The organism is ANME-2 cluster archaeon (genome assembly GCA_019429385.1).
Taxonomy (GTDB): domain Archaea; phylum Halobacteriota; class Methanosarcinia; order Methanosarcinales; family Methanocomedenaceae; genus Methanocomedens_B.
The window spans coordinates 82,016-97,328 of sequence record JAHYIS010000002.1; the positions used below are offsets into that span (position 1 = coordinate 82,016).

17 protein-coding genes and 2 tRNA genes are annotated in these 15,313 nt (G+C 44.9%); 15 read left to right on the forward strand and 4 right to left on the reverse strand.

The features are described 5' to 3' along the window. Positions 1-225 precede the first annotated feature (225 nt). Positions 226-303: transfer RNA gene (locus K0A89_01375), tRNA-Arg, on the reverse strand. Between the two features lie 181 nt (positions 304-484). Here K0A89_01375 and K0A89_01380 point away from each other — a divergent pair. Together K0A89_01380 and K0A89_01385 are read left to right on the forward strand one after the other, a co-directional pair. Beyond that, the gene (locus K0A89_01380; GenBank protein ID MBW6517142.1) at positions 485-865 is read left to right on the forward strand and encodes a 30S ribosomal protein S8e; all 381 of its coding nucleotides are present in this window, start codon (positions 485-487) and stop codon (positions 863-865) included. Positions 866-1,009: 144 nt separating this feature from the next. Continuing rightward, positions 1,010-1,474 (forward strand): carboxymuconolactone decarboxylase family protein, encoded by a 465-nt coding sequence (locus K0A89_01385; GenBank protein MBW6517143.1) that lies wholly within the window; start codon positions 1,010-1,012, stop codon positions 1,472-1,474. A gap of 9 nt (positions 1,475-1,483) precedes the next feature. Here K0A89_01385 and mmp10 read toward each other — a convergent pair whose 3' ends face one another. Then, positions 1,484-2,725 carry a methyl coenzyme M reductase-arginine methyltransferase Mmp10 gene (gene mmp10 / locus K0A89_01390; protein MBW6517144.1) on the reverse strand — a complete coding sequence of 414 codons (1,242 nt, stop codon included), beginning with the start codon at positions 2,723-2,725 and terminating at the stop codon, positions 1,484-1,486. 391 nt (positions 2,726-3,116) lie between these two features. On the opposite strand from mmp10, the gene mcrB reads away from it, so the two are divergent. The 9 genes from mcrB to K0A89_01435 all read left to right on the forward strand — a co-directional run bounded on the left by mcrB (position 3,117) and on the right by K0A89_01435 (position 11,455). Beyond that, the gene (gene mcrB, locus K0A89_01395) at positions 3,117-4,421 is read left to right on the forward strand and encodes a coenzyme-B sulfoethylthiotransferase subunit beta (protein ID MBW6517145.1); all 1,305 of its coding nucleotides are present in this window, start codon (positions 3,117-3,119) and stop codon (positions 4,419-4,421) included. Between the two features lie 17 nt (positions 4,422-4,438). Continuing rightward, positions 4,439-4,966, forward strand: a complete 528-nt coding sequence (mcrD, locus tag K0A89_01400; GenBank protein MBW6517146.1) for a methyl-coenzyme M reductase operon protein D — start codon at positions 4,439-4,441, stop codon at positions 4,964-4,966. 3 nt (positions 4,967-4,969) lie between these two features. Continuing rightward, positions 4,970-5,587: a methyl-coenzyme M reductase I operon protein C gene (gene mcrC / locus K0A89_01405; GenBank protein MBW6517147.1), complete on the forward strand. Its 618-nt coding sequence runs from the start codon at positions 4,970-4,972 to the stop codon at positions 5,585-5,587. Positions 5,588-5,601: 14 nt separating this feature from the next. Then, the gene (gene mcrG, locus K0A89_01410) at positions 5,602-6,348 is read left to right on the forward strand and encodes a coenzyme-B sulfoethylthiotransferase subunit gamma (GenBank protein MBW6517148.1); all 747 of its coding nucleotides are present in this window, start codon (positions 5,602-5,604) and stop codon (positions 6,346-6,348) included. 14 nt (positions 6,349-6,362) lie between these two features. Then, positions 6,363-8,084: a coenzyme-B sulfoethylthiotransferase subunit alpha gene (mcrA, locus tag K0A89_01415; protein MBW6517149.1), complete on the forward strand. Its 1,722-nt coding sequence runs from the start codon at positions 6,363-6,365 to the stop codon at positions 8,082-8,084. A 210-nt stretch (positions 8,085-8,294) separates the two neighbouring features. Continuing rightward, positions 8,295-8,855 (forward strand): UbiX family flavin prenyltransferase, encoded by a 561-nt coding sequence (locus K0A89_01420; protein ID MBW6517150.1) that lies wholly within the window; start codon positions 8,295-8,297, stop codon positions 8,853-8,855. Between the two features lie 24 nt (positions 8,856-8,879). After that, positions 8,880-9,971, forward strand: coding sequence for a transglutaminase-like domain-containing protein (locus tag K0A89_01425; GenBank protein ID MBW6517151.1), 1,092 nt, complete (start codon positions 8,880-8,882; stop codon positions 9,969-9,971). A 90-nt stretch (positions 9,972-10,061) separates the two neighbouring features. Continuing rightward, positions 10,062-10,820, forward strand: a complete 759-nt coding sequence (locus tag K0A89_01430; GenBank protein ID MBW6517152.1) for a hypothetical protein — start codon at positions 10,062-10,064, stop codon at positions 10,818-10,820. Further along, positions 10,817-11,455: a metal-dependent hydrolase gene (locus tag K0A89_01435; GenBank protein ID MBW6517153.1), complete on the forward strand. Its 639-nt coding sequence runs from the start codon at positions 10,817-10,819 to the stop codon at positions 11,453-11,455. The genes K0A89_01430 and K0A89_01435 overlap by 4 nt, the downstream gene beginning before the upstream one ends. A gap of 26 nt (positions 11,456-11,481) precedes the next feature. On the opposite strand, the gene K0A89_01440 is transcribed toward K0A89_01435, so the two are convergent. Beyond that, positions 11,482-11,554, reverse strand: a tRNA-Asp gene (locus tag K0A89_01440). Between the two features lie 206 nt (positions 11,555-11,760). Here K0A89_01440 and K0A89_01445 point away from each other — a divergent pair. The 4 genes from K0A89_01445 to K0A89_01460 all read left to right on the forward strand — a co-directional run bounded on the left by K0A89_01445 (position 11,761) and on the right by K0A89_01460 (position 15,011). Then, positions 11,761-12,393, forward strand: a complete 633-nt coding sequence (locus K0A89_01445) for a helix-turn-helix domain-containing protein (GenBank protein ID MBW6517154.1) — start codon at positions 11,761-11,763, stop codon at positions 12,391-12,393. Positions 12,394-12,677: 284 nt separating this feature from the next. Beyond that, the gene (locus K0A89_01450) at positions 12,678-13,418 is read left to right on the forward strand and encodes a ZIP family metal transporter (protein ID MBW6517155.1); all 741 of its coding nucleotides are present in this window, start codon (positions 12,678-12,680) and stop codon (positions 13,416-13,418) included. Positions 13,419-14,024: 606 nt separating this feature from the next. Then, positions 14,025-14,366 carry a nucleotide pyrophosphohydrolase gene (locus K0A89_01455; protein MBW6517156.1) on the forward strand — a complete coding sequence of 114 codons (342 nt, stop codon included), beginning with the start codon at positions 14,025-14,027 and terminating at the stop codon, positions 14,364-14,366. A gap of 54 nt (positions 14,367-14,420) precedes the next feature. After that, positions 14,421-15,011 (forward strand): DUF445 family protein, encoded by a 591-nt coding sequence (locus K0A89_01460; protein MBW6517157.1) that lies wholly within the window; start codon positions 14,421-14,423, stop codon positions 15,009-15,011. Between the two features lie 35 nt (positions 15,012-15,046). Here K0A89_01460 and K0A89_01465 read toward each other — a convergent pair whose 3' ends face one another. After that, entirely contained in the window at positions 15,047-15,268 is a 222-nt protein-coding gene (locus K0A89_01465; GenBank protein MBW6517158.1) for a hypothetical protein, read from the reverse strand. Positions 15,269-15,313: the final 45 nt, after the last annotated feature.

The window sequence follows — 15,313 nt, forward strand, 5'->3', positions numbered from 1 at the left end:
GAGGATAAACGTAACACTGAAAGGTTATAATAGATACTTGCTAAAAAGGATGTTAAGGATAGTTAATGGATAGGACATGATTTTTGTTAGGGTAGTTTATAACTATCTCGGGAGTATGCAAGTATCCAATAATATCATATATATCCATGATATATAAATTAACTGGTTTTTTCAAGGGTGAATGTTCGCAATAGAAAATGAGGTGGTATGTTTGAAAAAAATCAATGGCGGGCGCAGAGGGATTTGAACCCTCGATCTTCAGCTTAGGAGGCTGCTGCCATATCCAGGCTTGGCCATGCGCCCTCATTGGAGGAGACACGTCTTAACTGGTTATAAATGATATAAAGATTTTCCTAACCAACTGAAATTGAATTTCGTTTACTGGAACGAGATGGTCTTGGATTAGCCGATATGTTTATTATTATTAAATGTGTTTAAGGCGCAGTTACATATAATCACTATTACATTACAGAGGATTGAATAAATGAGATATCAGGGAAAATCAAGACGAAAATATACAGGTGGGCGACTCGTACGGTCTAAGGGCAAAAGGAAGCTGGAATTGGGTCGAGAGGCCGCAGAACCTCACCTGGCCGCGACCAGGCGTAAGAATGTTGACACTCTTGGCGGTAACAGGAAGGTACGCCTCTTAAGATGCAATATTGCCAATGTCACTGACCCTTCAAGTAACACTACCAAACAGGTTTCAATTGAAACCGTGACCGGAAATACAGCAAATCTGTATTACATAAGAAGGAATATCCTGACCAAAGGTTCAATCATCAGGACCGAGATGGGGAATGCCAGGGTTACAAGCAGGCCCGGCCAGGATGGTGTGGTGAACGCTGTACTTGTCAAAGAGTAAGTTACAGCTATATCCACACCCATTGTTTTCTTTTTTTTAATGTTCCTGCAATTTTACCAAAATATTTATGTACTTTTGGTGGTACCCTTTTACTATTGTGCGGCCTTACATATGATATTATTATAATGAATGAGGGTGGCTGTCCTGGAATTAGAGGATATCGACAGAATATTGAAAAAAGACCCAAAAGAAGCTGTTAAAGAGTTACTTGACCAGGTGGAGGATTACTATGGCGAGGTTCCTTATATACTTCAGTTCATGAAGGATATGCCAGATGTTCTGATACCCAAGGTAATGTATGACAATTCTATTATGCGTGAGATTAAACGTCTTGACAGAAAGACCATAGAATTGATATCAATCGGTGTGTCAGCAGCTCTTCGCTGTACCCATTGCCTGGATATGCACCTGCGGGTTGCAGAAAGAATGGATATACCCAGGGACGAAATATTTGATGCTATACTTATCGCGGGCACCCTTTCCAACGCGTCAGTTCTTGCTTATGGTACAAGGGCAATGGATGCGGAAAAGGTTGATAAGGGATATCAGACCCGGGATAAAGAAAGCCATACCTGTGATGTTTGTAACATTACAGGTGAAATTGATTGACAACATTGTTTAGTTTTTTCCTGCTGGCAAAGTACCGAGCATATTGATCATATCGATCAGTTCGGTCAATCCCTCGATCTCCCTATGAATGACCTCATCCCTGGTCATGGATATGCTCATCTCCCCGTCAACGGTAAGTTTATCCGGACCCCTTCGTATCAGTCTGTCCCCTCCGTCCCGGTTCAGTACATCTTTTATTTCTGAATCATGGACGAATGCGCGCCCCGGGAAAATAACAGTACTTTTTATCTCTGAGAGGTCAAGCTTTTCTATATCCTCGATAGTTATCAGGCACCCTATATCCTTTTCCACTCCAATCACGTTTACCGGGGCATCGAAGTTCTTGAAAATTCTATCAAGAAATGGTGCTGATACCCTGCTTGTAAGAATGGTGGCCTCCATTTTTATTTGAGGGAGCATTGACAGGGCTTTTGAGTCGTTGACAATGGCAAAAGGTGCACCTGTTTCCGGGTCCCACAGAGGCGTGCCGGTCACCCTGAATGAATAATCCCTGTTAATTTCATCCACTATGGCTGCGAACTCGTTCACGGTATGGGATTCTACGCCAGGGATGATAGGTGCATTATTGAGTATGAGTCCCTGGTCGGTGGTGTTGGCAAACCGCATAAGTATGAGTCCTTTTGCACCCATGGCTTCCAGGTCGTCACAGGTTTTCCTTAACACATTACCGTCGTTAACACCAGGTATCAATACAGAGGCTGCATAGACCTCTGAATTGCTGCAAAACGTTTCCAGATTTGAGAGGGATGCTTCAGGATGCTTGTCGTGCATATATTCTCCACGCAGCAGCGGGTCAGTGGCAAATACGGTAAATGATACTTCTGTGACGCCGTTGTCAAGGTAATATTCTGCTTCATCGCCTTTGGTGAAGCCTTTGCCGCTGGTGTAACCCAGGTGAATGGGGGATTCAAGCTGGGTCAAGGTTGCAGTCAATAATTCAAGGTCAGGGTAACAGCTTACATCACCACCACCGCTTATGGTAATACGTTCAATCGCTTCATGGTTGAGGTGAAGTGTTTGATTAAGTTCCTGAACTACCATCTGGACAGGTTTGAAACCCGGATATAGTTCTTTTACACTTTTTGTGCAGTAATGGCATCCTTTCTGTATAGGCAGGCAGTGTTTACATCCGAAAGGTGGCACGTCCCTGACGGCTTTGAAATAGCAATATCTGCAAAATCCCATGCAATCAAGTCCGGGCCTACCTCCAATATCAGCAAGCAGTTCCATATTTATCGTCTCAAAGTAACGGTTTTTTTATTACTCAACACCTTATAGTATTTAGTCTTCTTTGACGGTATGTTACCCCTACATATAGTTTTCTGTGGAATTTTTTTCCGCGTTTTTCTAAAACTATGTAAATATGTAAATGACATTATATTTTTTATTTTATCACGATTAATCCGTAACCTTTAAGTAGGTTTGTAGAATACGAAGGTAGTACGGAAAATTGCAATGGTTGTGTGATACAATGCTAGGTCAAAAGGTGATATTTTGAAAGGTTTGGGCTCTTCCTCTACTATTTTTATGAGTCCTGTTCAAAATATATCTATGACTTATCCTTCATTATATCAATTACAATCGAGCGGTTTTCTGAAAATGTATAGGAGGATAAATAAACGTGTCTGACAAAATAGACCTATATAGCGACAGAGGAGCTAAACTCAAGAGCGGCGTTGCTCTTGCAGATATAAGCCCCCTCAGAAACAAAGCTATTAAGAAAATCATCCACGACACAAAGCGAACAGCAGCCGTGGATCTGGCCGGAATCGAAAAGGCACTGGCTACTGGTAAATATGGCGGCAAAGGCCGACAGGTTTCCGGTAGGACAATGAAGCTCGACGTGGTCAAGAACGCAGATAGCATTGTAAAGAGAGTTGCCGAATTAGTGCAAGTCGATAAAGGTGACGATACTAATGTGAAGTCCCTCAATGGCGGCAAGCAGATGCTTGTACAGGTACCCTCTTCCAGAATAGAAGCAGGTGCCGAGTATGTGTCATCACTGACATGTGCATCAATGGCAACACTTCAGGCAATGATTGAGACCTTCAATCTGAACATGTTCAATGTTCCTGAGACCAAGGCAGCAATCATGGGACAGTATCCACAGACCATGGATTTGGCTGGCGGTAATGTTAAGTCAATTCTGGAAATCCCACAGAAAGATGAGGGTCTGGGCCACTCATTGAGAAACATCATGGCAAACCACCTGGCAGCCGTGACAAAGAAGAACGCCATGAACACAGCAGCTCTCTCTGGTATCTATGAGCAGGCCGGTGTGTTCGAGATGGGTAATGCTCTTGGAATGTTCGAGAGAAATCAGCTGCTCGGTCTGGCATACCAGAACCTGAATGCTAACAACCTCGTCTATAGTACAACCAAGGCAAACGGCGCAACCGGTACCATCGGTACAGTCGTGCACTCCATCGTTGAGCGCGGTATTGCAGATGGTGTAATTGCAGCCGATAAGAAATTCAGTTCAGGATATACCTGCTACAAGGCAAACGATGTATCCTTGTGGAACGCATATTGCGCAGCCGGAACTCTTGCAGCAAACCTGGTCAACTGCGGTGCAGGAAGATCACCACAGCACACATCATCAACTCTGTTGTACTTCAACGATTTGATTGAGAAAGAGACAGGCCTGCCAGGATGCGACTGGGGTAAGGTACAGGGTACTGCAGTAGGATTCTCCTTCTTCAGCCACTCTATCTATGGCGGCGGCGGTCCTGGTGTGTTCAACGGTAACCACGTAGTTACCAGGCACTCCAGAGGCTTCGCTATCCCATGCGTAGCAGCATCAGTATCACTCGATGCCGGTGTCCAGATGTTCACACCTGAGATGACATCCGGTCTTGTCGGAGAAGTGTTCGGATCTGTAGCAGAATTCAGAGAGCCAATTAAGGCTGTCGCAGGAGCGCTATAAGAGCATAGAGGATTTAAATGGTTGATACAAATTCCGTTTCAGGTAAGAAAAAGCCAATTCAGGTTGAGATATTCCCTCAGCGTGTATTGATGCCCGATACAGCCGAACAGTTGCTCAATGTAATTGATAAGGTTCCGGGTGTTATTCGGATGGTGATACAGGGCCCCAGTCTCCCTAACAGGGTAATGTGTGGTCCCGGAGCAGGTACTCCGGTAAATCATCCGGACCGGCGATTGATCAATGTTTCAGGTCATGCATTTGAACTGAACATCAGATTGGGCCGGGTACAGGTAGAAATTGAGGACCGAAGCGTCAAAGAGAAACTGCGACAGGTAGTAGCAGAAGTATTGCCGTTCCCCTTCGAATACAGGGAAGGTTTCTTTATACGCACGAAGGCTACGCTGACGGATTATGCCAAGTACGGATTCAGGAGCAGGATTGATGAATCCATTAATCTTGATGACGAACGCCTGCTTGGATTGACAGATCCAAAAGCAAAGAACAAGGATCGCATTTGCATGGTAGGAACAACTGAAGAGAGGTAGACCATGTTCGGACGAGATACACAGTGTGTGGATTGCAGAGAAAGCATGGGCCTGGGAAGAGGCGGCGGACTTGCCCAAAGAGGCACGCTGTCAGAGACCGGCAGGCCTGATGTGATTGCAATCGCCATGTCTCCAGGACGTCGTCATATTACCAAACCCGTATGTGAAATTACATACGGCCTCAGAAGGGAAGGAATTCAGGTAAGTGTACTGGTACTTAATGCCGGTGCCGGTGTCCCTGAAGATCTGACAGGAAAATCTGCTATGGGATATGGACCAAAATTCGGTCTGACCCCGGTGGAACTGGAACAGATCAAGAGACATAAACTCCTGGTCCTGCATCTGGGAAATGTTGATTCGCATGTAATTAGCAAGACCTTGGCAGTCCTTAAATTCGTAGATATTCCAACCGTAATAGCTTGCCAGAATCCCATCGATTTTGAGCTATTTGCCGAAGCAGGAATTAAGACACGACTGGTCAAACCAAGACCTGAAAATATTCAGACCGAGGGAACAGTCATGGAAATCGTAAGCGGAATCACAAGAGGCGAAACCTGTTCACGGGAGAACCTCAATAAAATTGTGAAATACGTTAAAACCATTAATCCACTAAATAATTAAGGAGATGAGATATTATGGCATATAAACCACAATATTATCCTGGCAACACATCAGTTGCTCAGAACAGGCGCAAGCACATGTCCAACAACGTCGAGAAACTCAGAGAAGTCTCTGATGAAGACGTTACAGCAATGCTGGGACACAGGGCACCTGGTACAGACTACCCAAGCACACATCCGCCACTGGCCGAGATGGGTGAGCCCGATTGCCCCGTAAGGGAGATCGTAACACCTACACCCGGTACCGCAGCAGGCGACCGTGTACGATATGTACAGTGGGCAGATTCCATGTATAATGCACCATCCACACCATACTGGAGGTCATATCATGCAGCAATCAACCACAGGGGAGTAGATCCCGGTACACTGTCCGGTAGACAGGTCGTAGAGGCCCGTGAGAGAGATATGGAACTGATCGCCAAAGAGCAGATCGAGACTGAGATGACCTGTCCAGGTCTGGCCGGTCTGAGAGGATGTACCGTGCACGGTCACTCCTGCAGGTTGCAGGAAGATGGTGTCATGTTCGACATGCTCGACAGGCGCCGATTGGAAAGCGGCTCAATCATTCAGGACAAGGACCAGGTCGGTGTACCAATTGACCGCAAGGTCAACATGGGCAAGCCAATGTCATCTGCCGAAGCAGCCAAGAGGACCACCTTCTATAGAGTTGGTAATGTGGCATTCAGAGACGACAAGGAAGTTGTTGAATGGACACAGAGAATTTGGGAACTTAGGTCCATATATGGGTACCAGCCCAAATAATTGAGGTGAATAGAATGGCAAATTTCAAAAATTTAGCAACAGCCAAGAAGGAATTCGTTAAAGCAATGGAAACCAAATACTCCAAAGAATGGGGTTCCAACAAGCAGTCTGATGACATTCAGTCAACCACTGCAAAGTACCTGAGACTTGGCTATCAGCAGAACCCAAGAAAGGTCGAGATGGCAAAGATCGGTGCAGAGATCACCAAGAAGAGAGGTCTCCAGGCATATGATCCTATGCTCCACCTGGCCGGTATACCACTGGGTCAGAGACAGTTGACCCCATATACCCTCAGCGGAACTGATATCGTATGCGACGGCGACGATCTCCACTACGTCAACAATGCTGCCATGCAGCAGGAATGGGACGACATCAGGAGAACCTGCGTTGTAGGTCTGGACCTGGCTCACGAGACTCTGGAAAAGAGACTCGGCAAAGAAGTCACACCTGAGACCATCAACTACTATCTGGAAGTACTGAACCATGCAATGCCTGGTGCAGCTATTGTCCAGGAACACATGGTAGAGACTCATCCAGCAATGGTAGATGACTGCTATGTAAAGGTCTTCACTGGCGACGATTCCCTGAAGGACGAGCTGGATTCCCAGTTCGTAATCGACATCGATAAGATGTTCAACAAAGAGCATGCAGCCCAGATAAAGGCTTCAATAGGCAAGTCTTCATTCCAGGCAGTGCATATCCCAACAGTGGTCTCAAGGACTGCTGATGGTGGTCAGACATCCAGATGGATGGCAATGCAGGTCGGTATGTCATTCATCAGTGCATATCACATGTGCGCTGGTGAGGCAGCAGTCGCTGATCTGGCATTCACAGCCAAGCACGCTGGTCTCGTAGAAATGTCCGAAATGCTTCCCGCAAGGCGAGCAAGAGGACCTAACGAGCCTGGTGGTCTGTCCTTCGGTCACATGGCCGATATCGTCCAGACCTCAAGGAAGTTCAGAGATGACCCATGTAAGATCGCTCTGGAAACCTGCGCTGCAGCTTCCATGCTGTACGATCAGATCTGGCTCGGCGGTTACATGTCCGGTGGTGTCGGCTTCACAATGTATGCCACAGCCGCATACACCAACAACATCGTTGATGACGACCTGTATGCATCCACCGAATATGCATGGGATAAATACAAAGGTGGCGTCGGCAAGACCGTTGCACCAAGCGTTGATGTCATAAGGGACATCGGTACCTGGGGCACACTGTATGGTCTTGAACTGTACGAGAATTACCCGACCGCTCTGGAAGATCACTTCGGTGGTTCACAGAGAGCTACTGTGGTCTCAGTTGCCTCCGCAGCTGCAACCTCAATTGCAACAGGTAACTCCAATGCCGGTCTGTCAGCCTGGTATCTGTCCATGTACCTCCACAAAGAGGCACACGGTCGACTCGGCTTCTTCGGATATGACCTGCAGGATCAGTGCGGTGCAACAAACGTGTTCTCCTATCAGTCCGATGAAGGTCTGCTTGGTGAACTCAGAGGAGCAAACTACCCCAACTACGCCATGAACGTCGGTCACCAGGGCGGTTATACAACCGTTATCACCGGTGCCTACACTGGTAGGGGAGATGCCTTCGCAGTCAACCCACTGGTCAAGACCTGCTTCGCCGATGACCTCATGAACTTCGACTTCCTCGAAGTAAGAGAGTGCTTCGGTAAGGGCGCACTGAGAGAATTCGACAGGTGCGCTGGTGAGCGAGCCTTCGTTATTCCAGCAAAATAAATCGAAACAATTTAACGTAGGTGTGGTTTCCACACCTACAACTTTTCATTTTTAGCACCACACGTTGAGTGGATAACTTTTTCTGTTTTTAGTCAGCCCCATCAGTAAACAAGAAAATCCTCCCTACGGTCGGATTAACTTGAGTACACAATATTATACTTTATGTACTAATCAAAAACTATTCAAGTATCAGGGACATTATTACCTTTCATGAGCAGTGAGATTGTTATTGGTATCTCCGGTGCGTCAGGGGTCATATATGGCATAAGACTGCTGGAAGTGCTGAAAAGTATGGACGATTACGTTGTCCATCTGGTGATTTCCGAACCAGGCAAACAGGTTATCGGGATCGAGACTGAATATCCTGTGTCCGATGTAGAAGCACTGGCCGACCATGTGTGGGGCGAGCGTGAATTCAAGGCTCCAATTGCCAGCGGTTCACACAGGACCAATGGGATGGTTATAGTGCCATGCAGCATGAAGACCCTTTCAGGTATTGCCAGTGGTTTTTCAGATACACTTATGGGACGCGCGGCAGATATCTGCCTGAAAGAGGACCGACGGTTGATACTTGTCCCCAGGGAGACTCCACTGAGCCTGATAGACCTTGAGAATATGGTAAGGGTGAGACGGGCCGGTGCCGCGGTGCTGCCTGCATGTCCAGGACTGTATCCCAGGCCGCAGACTGTGGCTGAGATGGTTGATTTTGTCGTGGGCAGGGTACTCGACCTGCTGGGTATAGAGCACGAACTGTATCGCAGGTGGGAGTAGGAATGTGGATATGGTGGTCTGTCAATGGTAGGTTCCATGAATGCGAATAAATCGGTCTATCCAGGTTTACTGGTAATATTCATTGTAGCAATAAGCACGGTATTTTCAACAGGCTGCATCGATGATGGGAGTTTATCAACTTTTAGCGGTGATCCTGTAGTTAAAAGAGTCCAGCCTTACACAAGCCAGATCGTATTCAATGATATATCCTTAAGAAAACAGGCTGCCACTATTGTAAAAGACTGCCCGTCCGGAGATAAGGAATGCCAGGTAGCTAAAATATATCGATATGTGGTTGAAAATTATTCCTATTACAGTGACCCCAGAAATGCAGAATTTATCCAATCTCCCTATGATACAATAGATGTACAGGGTGGTGATTGTGAAGACCTGACAATACTGCTTATGTCGCTACTGGAGAACCTGGGAATTAAAACATATTTTGTAATTACCGAGGACCATGCATATTGCCTGGTGTATGATGTTGATATTGAAAATATAATGCAGTATATTGAAGAGCCCATCCTGCGCCAGGTTTCACAGGACATGGGTCAAAACGGGAATATGGATGTGGTGTTGGAAGGCGGCAAGCTCTATATTGTTGAGCAAAAAAAGCAGACATTTACCCTCAAACCCGGATATTTATTTTATTATGGAGGGAACGGGTCCGGATTTTCATCACCTGTTAAGTATATGGATATAAAATATAATCTCTCGTCGTCTCAACCTTTGACAACCTATGTCGTCCCTTCAAGAGCAGATTATGAACTAATGTCCAGGGACCGCTCATTCAACTATTTTCCATCATGTACGAATCAAAATGTTGTATGGATAAGGGATGCCTGCCCCAGCCTTTCAACTCATGGGGGCCTGGTGATAAAGAATGATAACAAAAACGATGCAATAATTGATATGGATCTGAAATTCTATTTCTATTATTCTCCCGTTGAACTATTCAGGGATCAGCAGATATCGTTTTATGAGATCGATGGTAAGAAAAGCATCGTTCTTGATGCTACTGCCGGTAAATACGGTTATCCCGGATACGATGCAAATCTTGAAGGAGAAAAAATTGCTTTGGACCCATTAACAAAGGAATATATTTATCTTATTTGAAACGACAGGTTAACCTCAATACCAAAAGATTTTTTAATAAACGATGAAAAATTACCGGCAATTACTATCATGTATCATGTGGTCAGTTCTATGAAATTCAAAACAGTGTGTATTCTTACCGTTATGGTTATCCTGTTATCTCCAAACGCCACACTTGCTGATATTGGTCCAAAGCCGTCTATGGAATTTAATCTGGTATATGAGATATCGGGACCTGTTACGCTTATTGATGGCCAGCAGCTGGAATGCGAAGATGACAGGTACCTGCAATCGCATCCGATTGAGCAGCCGGGTCCACAGGGTTTTTACTGTGTGCAGGACTCATGCAGCTCGATGGCATACAGTTATGCACCATACCAGAAACTGGTACTTAATTTCTCTGACCGGACCCGGGAGAGCAATGTATTCAAAGCCAGGTCATTTAATGCAAGGTTTGATGTGAGAGTAACTGACACGGGATTGGTTGTAAAGGAAAGAACCGTCCCGGCATTAGAAAGGATGCTATTTTTCCTGGTGGCACTGGTCCTTACCCTGACCATTGAAGTTCTGGCTGCGTTGATATTCCTCTTGGCAGTAAAACGTCCAAAGAGTGTGTTGAAATCTGTAGTGAAGGCAAATCTTATCTCATTACCCGTGGTCTGGTTCATTTTTCCGGTAATGAAGGTGTTCTTCCTGGTGGTAGTTCTGTCTGAGATATTTGCCGTGGTCTTTGAAGGATATTTCATCCATTCAATGGACAAAACAATATTGTCTCTGAAGCAGTCACTTATATTGAGCATGATAATGAACGCAGCCAGTTTCGTATTAGGCGGTTTTATCATTTTTGTATTCGGTATGTGGTATTCATGAAGTTAACTTATTTCGGACATTCGGCATTCCTCATCGAAGACCTGCTCATTGACCCGTTCTTAACAGGAAACCCGAAGTGCACTACAGAACCAAAAGATGTTGAATGCAGCATCATCTGCCTGACCCATGACCATAGCGACCATCTGGGTGATGCTTTCGAGATCGCAAAGAACAATAATGCTACCATTGTAGCTATTCACGAAATCGCAAAGGCAGCTGGCTCACAGGGTTTTGAATCAATAGGCATGAACATAGGCGGTTGGGTCTCTGCAGGGAAGTGGCGCATCAAGATGGTAGAGGCAAAGCATTCTGCAAACATGGGTCATCCTGCAGGTTTTATCCTGAACCACAGGAAGTATAACCGGACCATATACCATGCAGGCGATACCGGGCTGTTTGGTGATATGAAACTGATAGGGGCTGAAGGTATCGATATTGCCCTGCTGCCTATCGGGGACCGATACACGATGGGCATAAGAGATGCACTCAGTGCGGTTGAATTGATAAGGCCCGGACTTGTTATACCTATACATTACGGGACGTTTCCCGCTATCTCCGTGAATCCGGAAGATTTCAGGAAGGATTGTCCGGTCGAAGTCACGATACTCAAACCGGGTGATGAAATAGAGTTTTAATTTTCCAGGCAAAAAAAAAGAAAAAACGCCCGGACCGGGATTCGAACCCGGGTCGAAGACTCGACAGGCCTTCATGATAGTCCCCTACACTATCCGGACGCAGTGAAATCCGTGTATCTACACGGGGTTTAGGGTACTTCTGAATGCGATTCATTGCATTTAAGCCTTACGTTGGACACCGGGTATCTTTCAGTTCATGAATTTCCTGGAACCACCACAGGAAAAACCCAAACACATATATCTTGATAAAATACACTCAATTCTTGCCGGTGCTTAACAGTACGGAATCTGGAGGGTGGGAATGTATGAGAGAAACTATACTAAGAATAACAATGCCGGATAACTGGGTGAAGGATGTCAGCAAGAATTATTCTGCCAATATCAAGTTCATTGAATGTATGCCTTTTGGTGAATCCGGTGGCAGGAGCCTTATTGAGATAGAGGGCGACGAGAATATTATCCATTCCATTACAGCCGATATAAAGGCCCATCCGGATGTCAATAAAGTAGATATCTCTGCATATAAAGATGGTGGTGTTTATGGCTCAGTGGTGACTAACAAGTGCTCAGCATGCAGGGCACTGGCAAATTCGGATTGTTTCTTGATATCAGCCCAGTGTCTGGGGGATGGCAGAGTTGAGTGGAGATTGATAACAGGCGGAGAAGGTTCCCTGAAACATTTGATTGATTGCCTATACGAACGCGGATGTGAAGTGGAACTTAAAAATTCCAGTATTTTGACAAAAAAGAATGTTCTTACCACGCGGCAGGAAGAAATTGTACGCATAGCACTTACAAAAGGTTATTATGATTATCCCAAAAAGACGACCATCAAAGAACTTGCAGAATTGTTCAATACATCCCCATCCACCATAGGTAAGATTGTCCAGAGGGGGGAAAAGAAAATTATTAAGGAACATTTTCTAAACAGGATATGAACATTCTATGTCTGCAGAGTGACCTGGTAAGGGATTGAAAGAATTATTGGACTATACATGAAAGATTGAATTGAGAAAATGATTTTGAAGAGTTTAAACCATTCATCAATGCTGATAGAACTTGATTTTATGACTTTAACGTAAAACACCAGCAAGGTTTCGGTATTATAGGTATTTATTTGATAACGTATGATATACCCCCTGAGCAGATTAAGGAATACTATCCGTTCCCGGCCGTCTACCTGTGCGGCTGATTAACAGAACGAATGACTGGGTGCAATATAATGAACACTTTACCATGGATCATCGCAGCTACACTGTTTGTCAGTTTGATATCACTGATAGGGATTGTTACATTTTCGATCAGTGACAGGTCATTGAAGAAGGTCCTTCTGGTGCTGGTGGGATTTTCGGCAGGCACTCTGATGGGTGGAGCTTTTTTACACCTGCTGCCAGAAGCATTGACAACGTCACCTGCTAAAACCACGTTCAACACATTAATACTTGGATTTATACTGTTCTTCCTGCTTGAAAAGATTGTATGGAGACACTGCCATAAGGATCATTGCGAAATACATTCCTTTGCTTACCTGAACCTGTTCGGGGATGCTACCCATAATCTCATTGACGGATTCATCCTGGCAGCGGCATTTCTTACCAACATCCCGTTAGGTATTGCTACTACGCTGGCAGTGGCTGCCCATGAAATTCCCCAGGAGATCGGGGATTTCGGGGTACTGGTATATGGCGGTTTTGGGAAAAAAAAAGCGCTCGCCTTGAACCTTGTGACTGCGCTGACCGCGCTGTTGGGAGGAGTGATGGGGTATTATTTGTCATCATACATAGGTGGCACGATGAATATTCTCCTGCCATTTGCAGCCGGGGGGTTTTTATACATTGCAGCAGTGGACCTTTTACCTGAACTGCATAAAGAGACTGATAAGTGGAAAACCATCTTCTCATTCTTTTCGTTCATTGCCGGTATAGGACTTATGTGGTTCTTGAGATTTTTATCAGAAAGCTGAAAAACGAGCTATGCAACTATTATTTGTATTCGTATTATATTGGTACGTTGGAATGTTGCAGGTTCGTACATTGGAAAGTGGTACCTTAGTACGTTGGATTTACATTGCATACGTGGTTTCTTTATTACCGTTAACAATCACCCGGATATATGCGGGACAAACACTTTAGGCTATTAATGAATTATAGTTTTATGGAATAATTTGTATCGAAATGGGGCCACAACAATGCCACATGTTATATACAAATATCCTGACGAGTCCAATCGATAAACCATGGCGGGTAGGAACGGGGGAGTTATGACCACCCTTCATCGCGTCCGGGAGAACCATTCATTTAGGTGATAATGGCACCATTTTTCTCCTTGACATTTCATTTGCCGTTCCCTCCCCCTGTCCATTATTTTGTATATGGAGGGTCATCCTTCAATGCAATGCAGGTAATCTAACATTTTATTATCTTGAGTAAAATAAATTTCAAATAACTATGACCCCAGGCTCTCTAAAGCAAGTTCCACAACCGAACCTGCAACATGACAAAAAACGCCTGCTCACCAGGTTTTGCTCTGCAGTAAAAATAACAATACATATCTCTATACGACTACACAGATGAGACCAATGGCCGACCTGACCATCCCGGAATCCCAAAAACTCGTAGACCAATGGATAAGCCAGTTCGAAGCCGGATACTGGCCACCCCTATCCATGCTCGCAGCCATGATGGAAGAAGTAGGGGAACTTGCCAAAGAGATAAACTCGCTCGAATGCCACAAACCCAAAAAAACAGATGATGGCGACATAAACATTGTAATGGAACTCGGAGACATCCTGTTCGCGCTCATTTGCCTGGCAAATTATTATGATATCGGGCTGGAGGATGCCCTGAGAAAAGTAATGGCCAAGTATGATATGCGGGATAGGGAACGCTGGGAACGAATTATTGAACGCTGAGTACATGGAAGAAACGCCAAGCTTAAAGTAGTCAACGGATTAATATTTGAACTGATGGATTACAGTTTATTCATATTCCCCATTGTCGGCGGCCTTATAGGGTATACCACCAATTACATAGCCGTCAAGATGCTCTTCCGCCCCCACAAACCCATAGGTATAGGACCACTCAAGATCCAGGGAGTGCTGCCAAAACGCCGCAATGATATCGCGACCAGTATCGCTGCCACAGTGGAAGAAGAACTGATATCAATAAAAGACCTGACCGTGATATTAAAGAACCTCGACCTCGGCACGGAGATAGATGAAATGGTCGATGATTTCTTCAGGTCTTCAGATTATGACGGCAAAAGCGAGATACTCTCGAAAATAAACGTAACTATCAATTCCTACATGCGGTCAAAGGTGAAAAAGTCACTCAACAGGAACAAGGACGAACTCATCACAGAATTTATCCGCAGGATAGAAGGTGAACTGGACTTCAAGGGCATAATCGAGACTAAAATAGAAGGTTATGACCTGAACCAGCTGGAAAATATCGTTATGAGGGTATCATCAAATGAACTTCGCTACATCACTATTATCGGTGGCGTCCTCGGTTTTATGGTAGGGCTGGTACAGATGGTTATATTTCTGGCAATGTAAAGGGGAAAACCCCCCTTACTTAAGACTTCCAGGTTTTATTCTCCCTCGTCCTCACCGCGCTCTTTTGTGATCTTTAAGGAAAATTGTTTGAGGATCATGTTTTCTTCGGGGGTTGGGTCCTCAGTTTTATTAATAGCCCTTAATCGCTCCTCTTCTATACCTGTGCCTTTGCTGATATCTTCATATGTGAACCTGAATTTATGCATCAGTTCTTTCATGTATCGTTTGAATTTAATTCGTGATCTGGATAATGCCATGTTTGTCCTCCTGATATGCTGTGAATATTCAATCCACTATGTACG

Coding starts and splice junctions, on each gene's coding strand:
- K0A89_01445 (MBW6517154.1), top strand. CDS start 11,761: ATGAGAGAAACTATACTAAGAATAACAATGCCGGATAACTGGGTGAAG.
- mcrA (MBW6517149.1), top strand. CDS start 6,363: ATGGCAAATTTCAAAAATTTAGCAACAGCCAAGAAGGAATTCGTTAAA.
- mcrD (MBW6517146.1), top strand. CDS start 4,439: ATGGTTGATACAAATTCCGTTTCAGGTAAGAAAAAGCCAATTCAGGTT.
- mmp10 (MBW6517144.1), bottom strand. CDS start 2,725: ATGGAACTGCTTGCTGATATTGGAGGTAGGCCCGGACTTGATTGCATG.
- K0A89_01380 (MBW6517142.1), top strand. CDS start 485: ATGAGATATCAGGGAAAATCAAGACGAAAATATACAGGTGGGCGACTC.
- K0A89_01450 (MBW6517155.1), top strand. CDS start 12,678: ATGAACACTTTACCATGGATCATCGCAGCTACACTGTTTGTCAGTTTG.
- K0A89_01425 (MBW6517151.1), top strand. CDS start 8,880: ATGGTAGGTTCCATGAATGCGAATAAATCGGTCTATCCAGGTTTACTG.
- K0A89_01460 (MBW6517157.1), top strand. CDS start 14,421: ATGGATTACAGTTTATTCATATTCCCCATTGTCGGCGGCCTTATAGGG.
- mcrG (MBW6517148.1), top strand. CDS start 5,602: ATGGCATATAAACCACAATATTATCCTGGCAACACATCAGTTGCTCAG.
- K0A89_01465 (MBW6517158.1), bottom strand. CDS start 15,268: ATGGCATTATCCAGATCACGAATTAAATTCAAACGATACATGAAAGAA.
- mcrC (MBW6517147.1), top strand. CDS start 4,970: ATGTTCGGACGAGATACACAGTGTGTGGATTGCAGAGAAAGCATGGGC.
- K0A89_01435 (MBW6517153.1), top strand. CDS start 10,817: ATGAAGTTAACTTATTTCGGACATTCGGCATTCCTCATCGAAGACCTG.
- K0A89_01430 (MBW6517152.1), top strand. CDS start 10,062: ATGAAATTCAAAACAGTGTGTATTCTTACCGTTATGGTTATCCTGTTA.
- K0A89_01420 (MBW6517150.1), top strand. CDS start 8,295: ATGAGCAGTGAGATTGTTATTGGTATCTCCGGTGCGTCAGGGGTCATA.
- K0A89_01455 (MBW6517156.1), top strand. CDS start 14,025: ATGAGACCAATGGCCGACCTGACCATCCCGGAATCCCAAAAACTCGTA.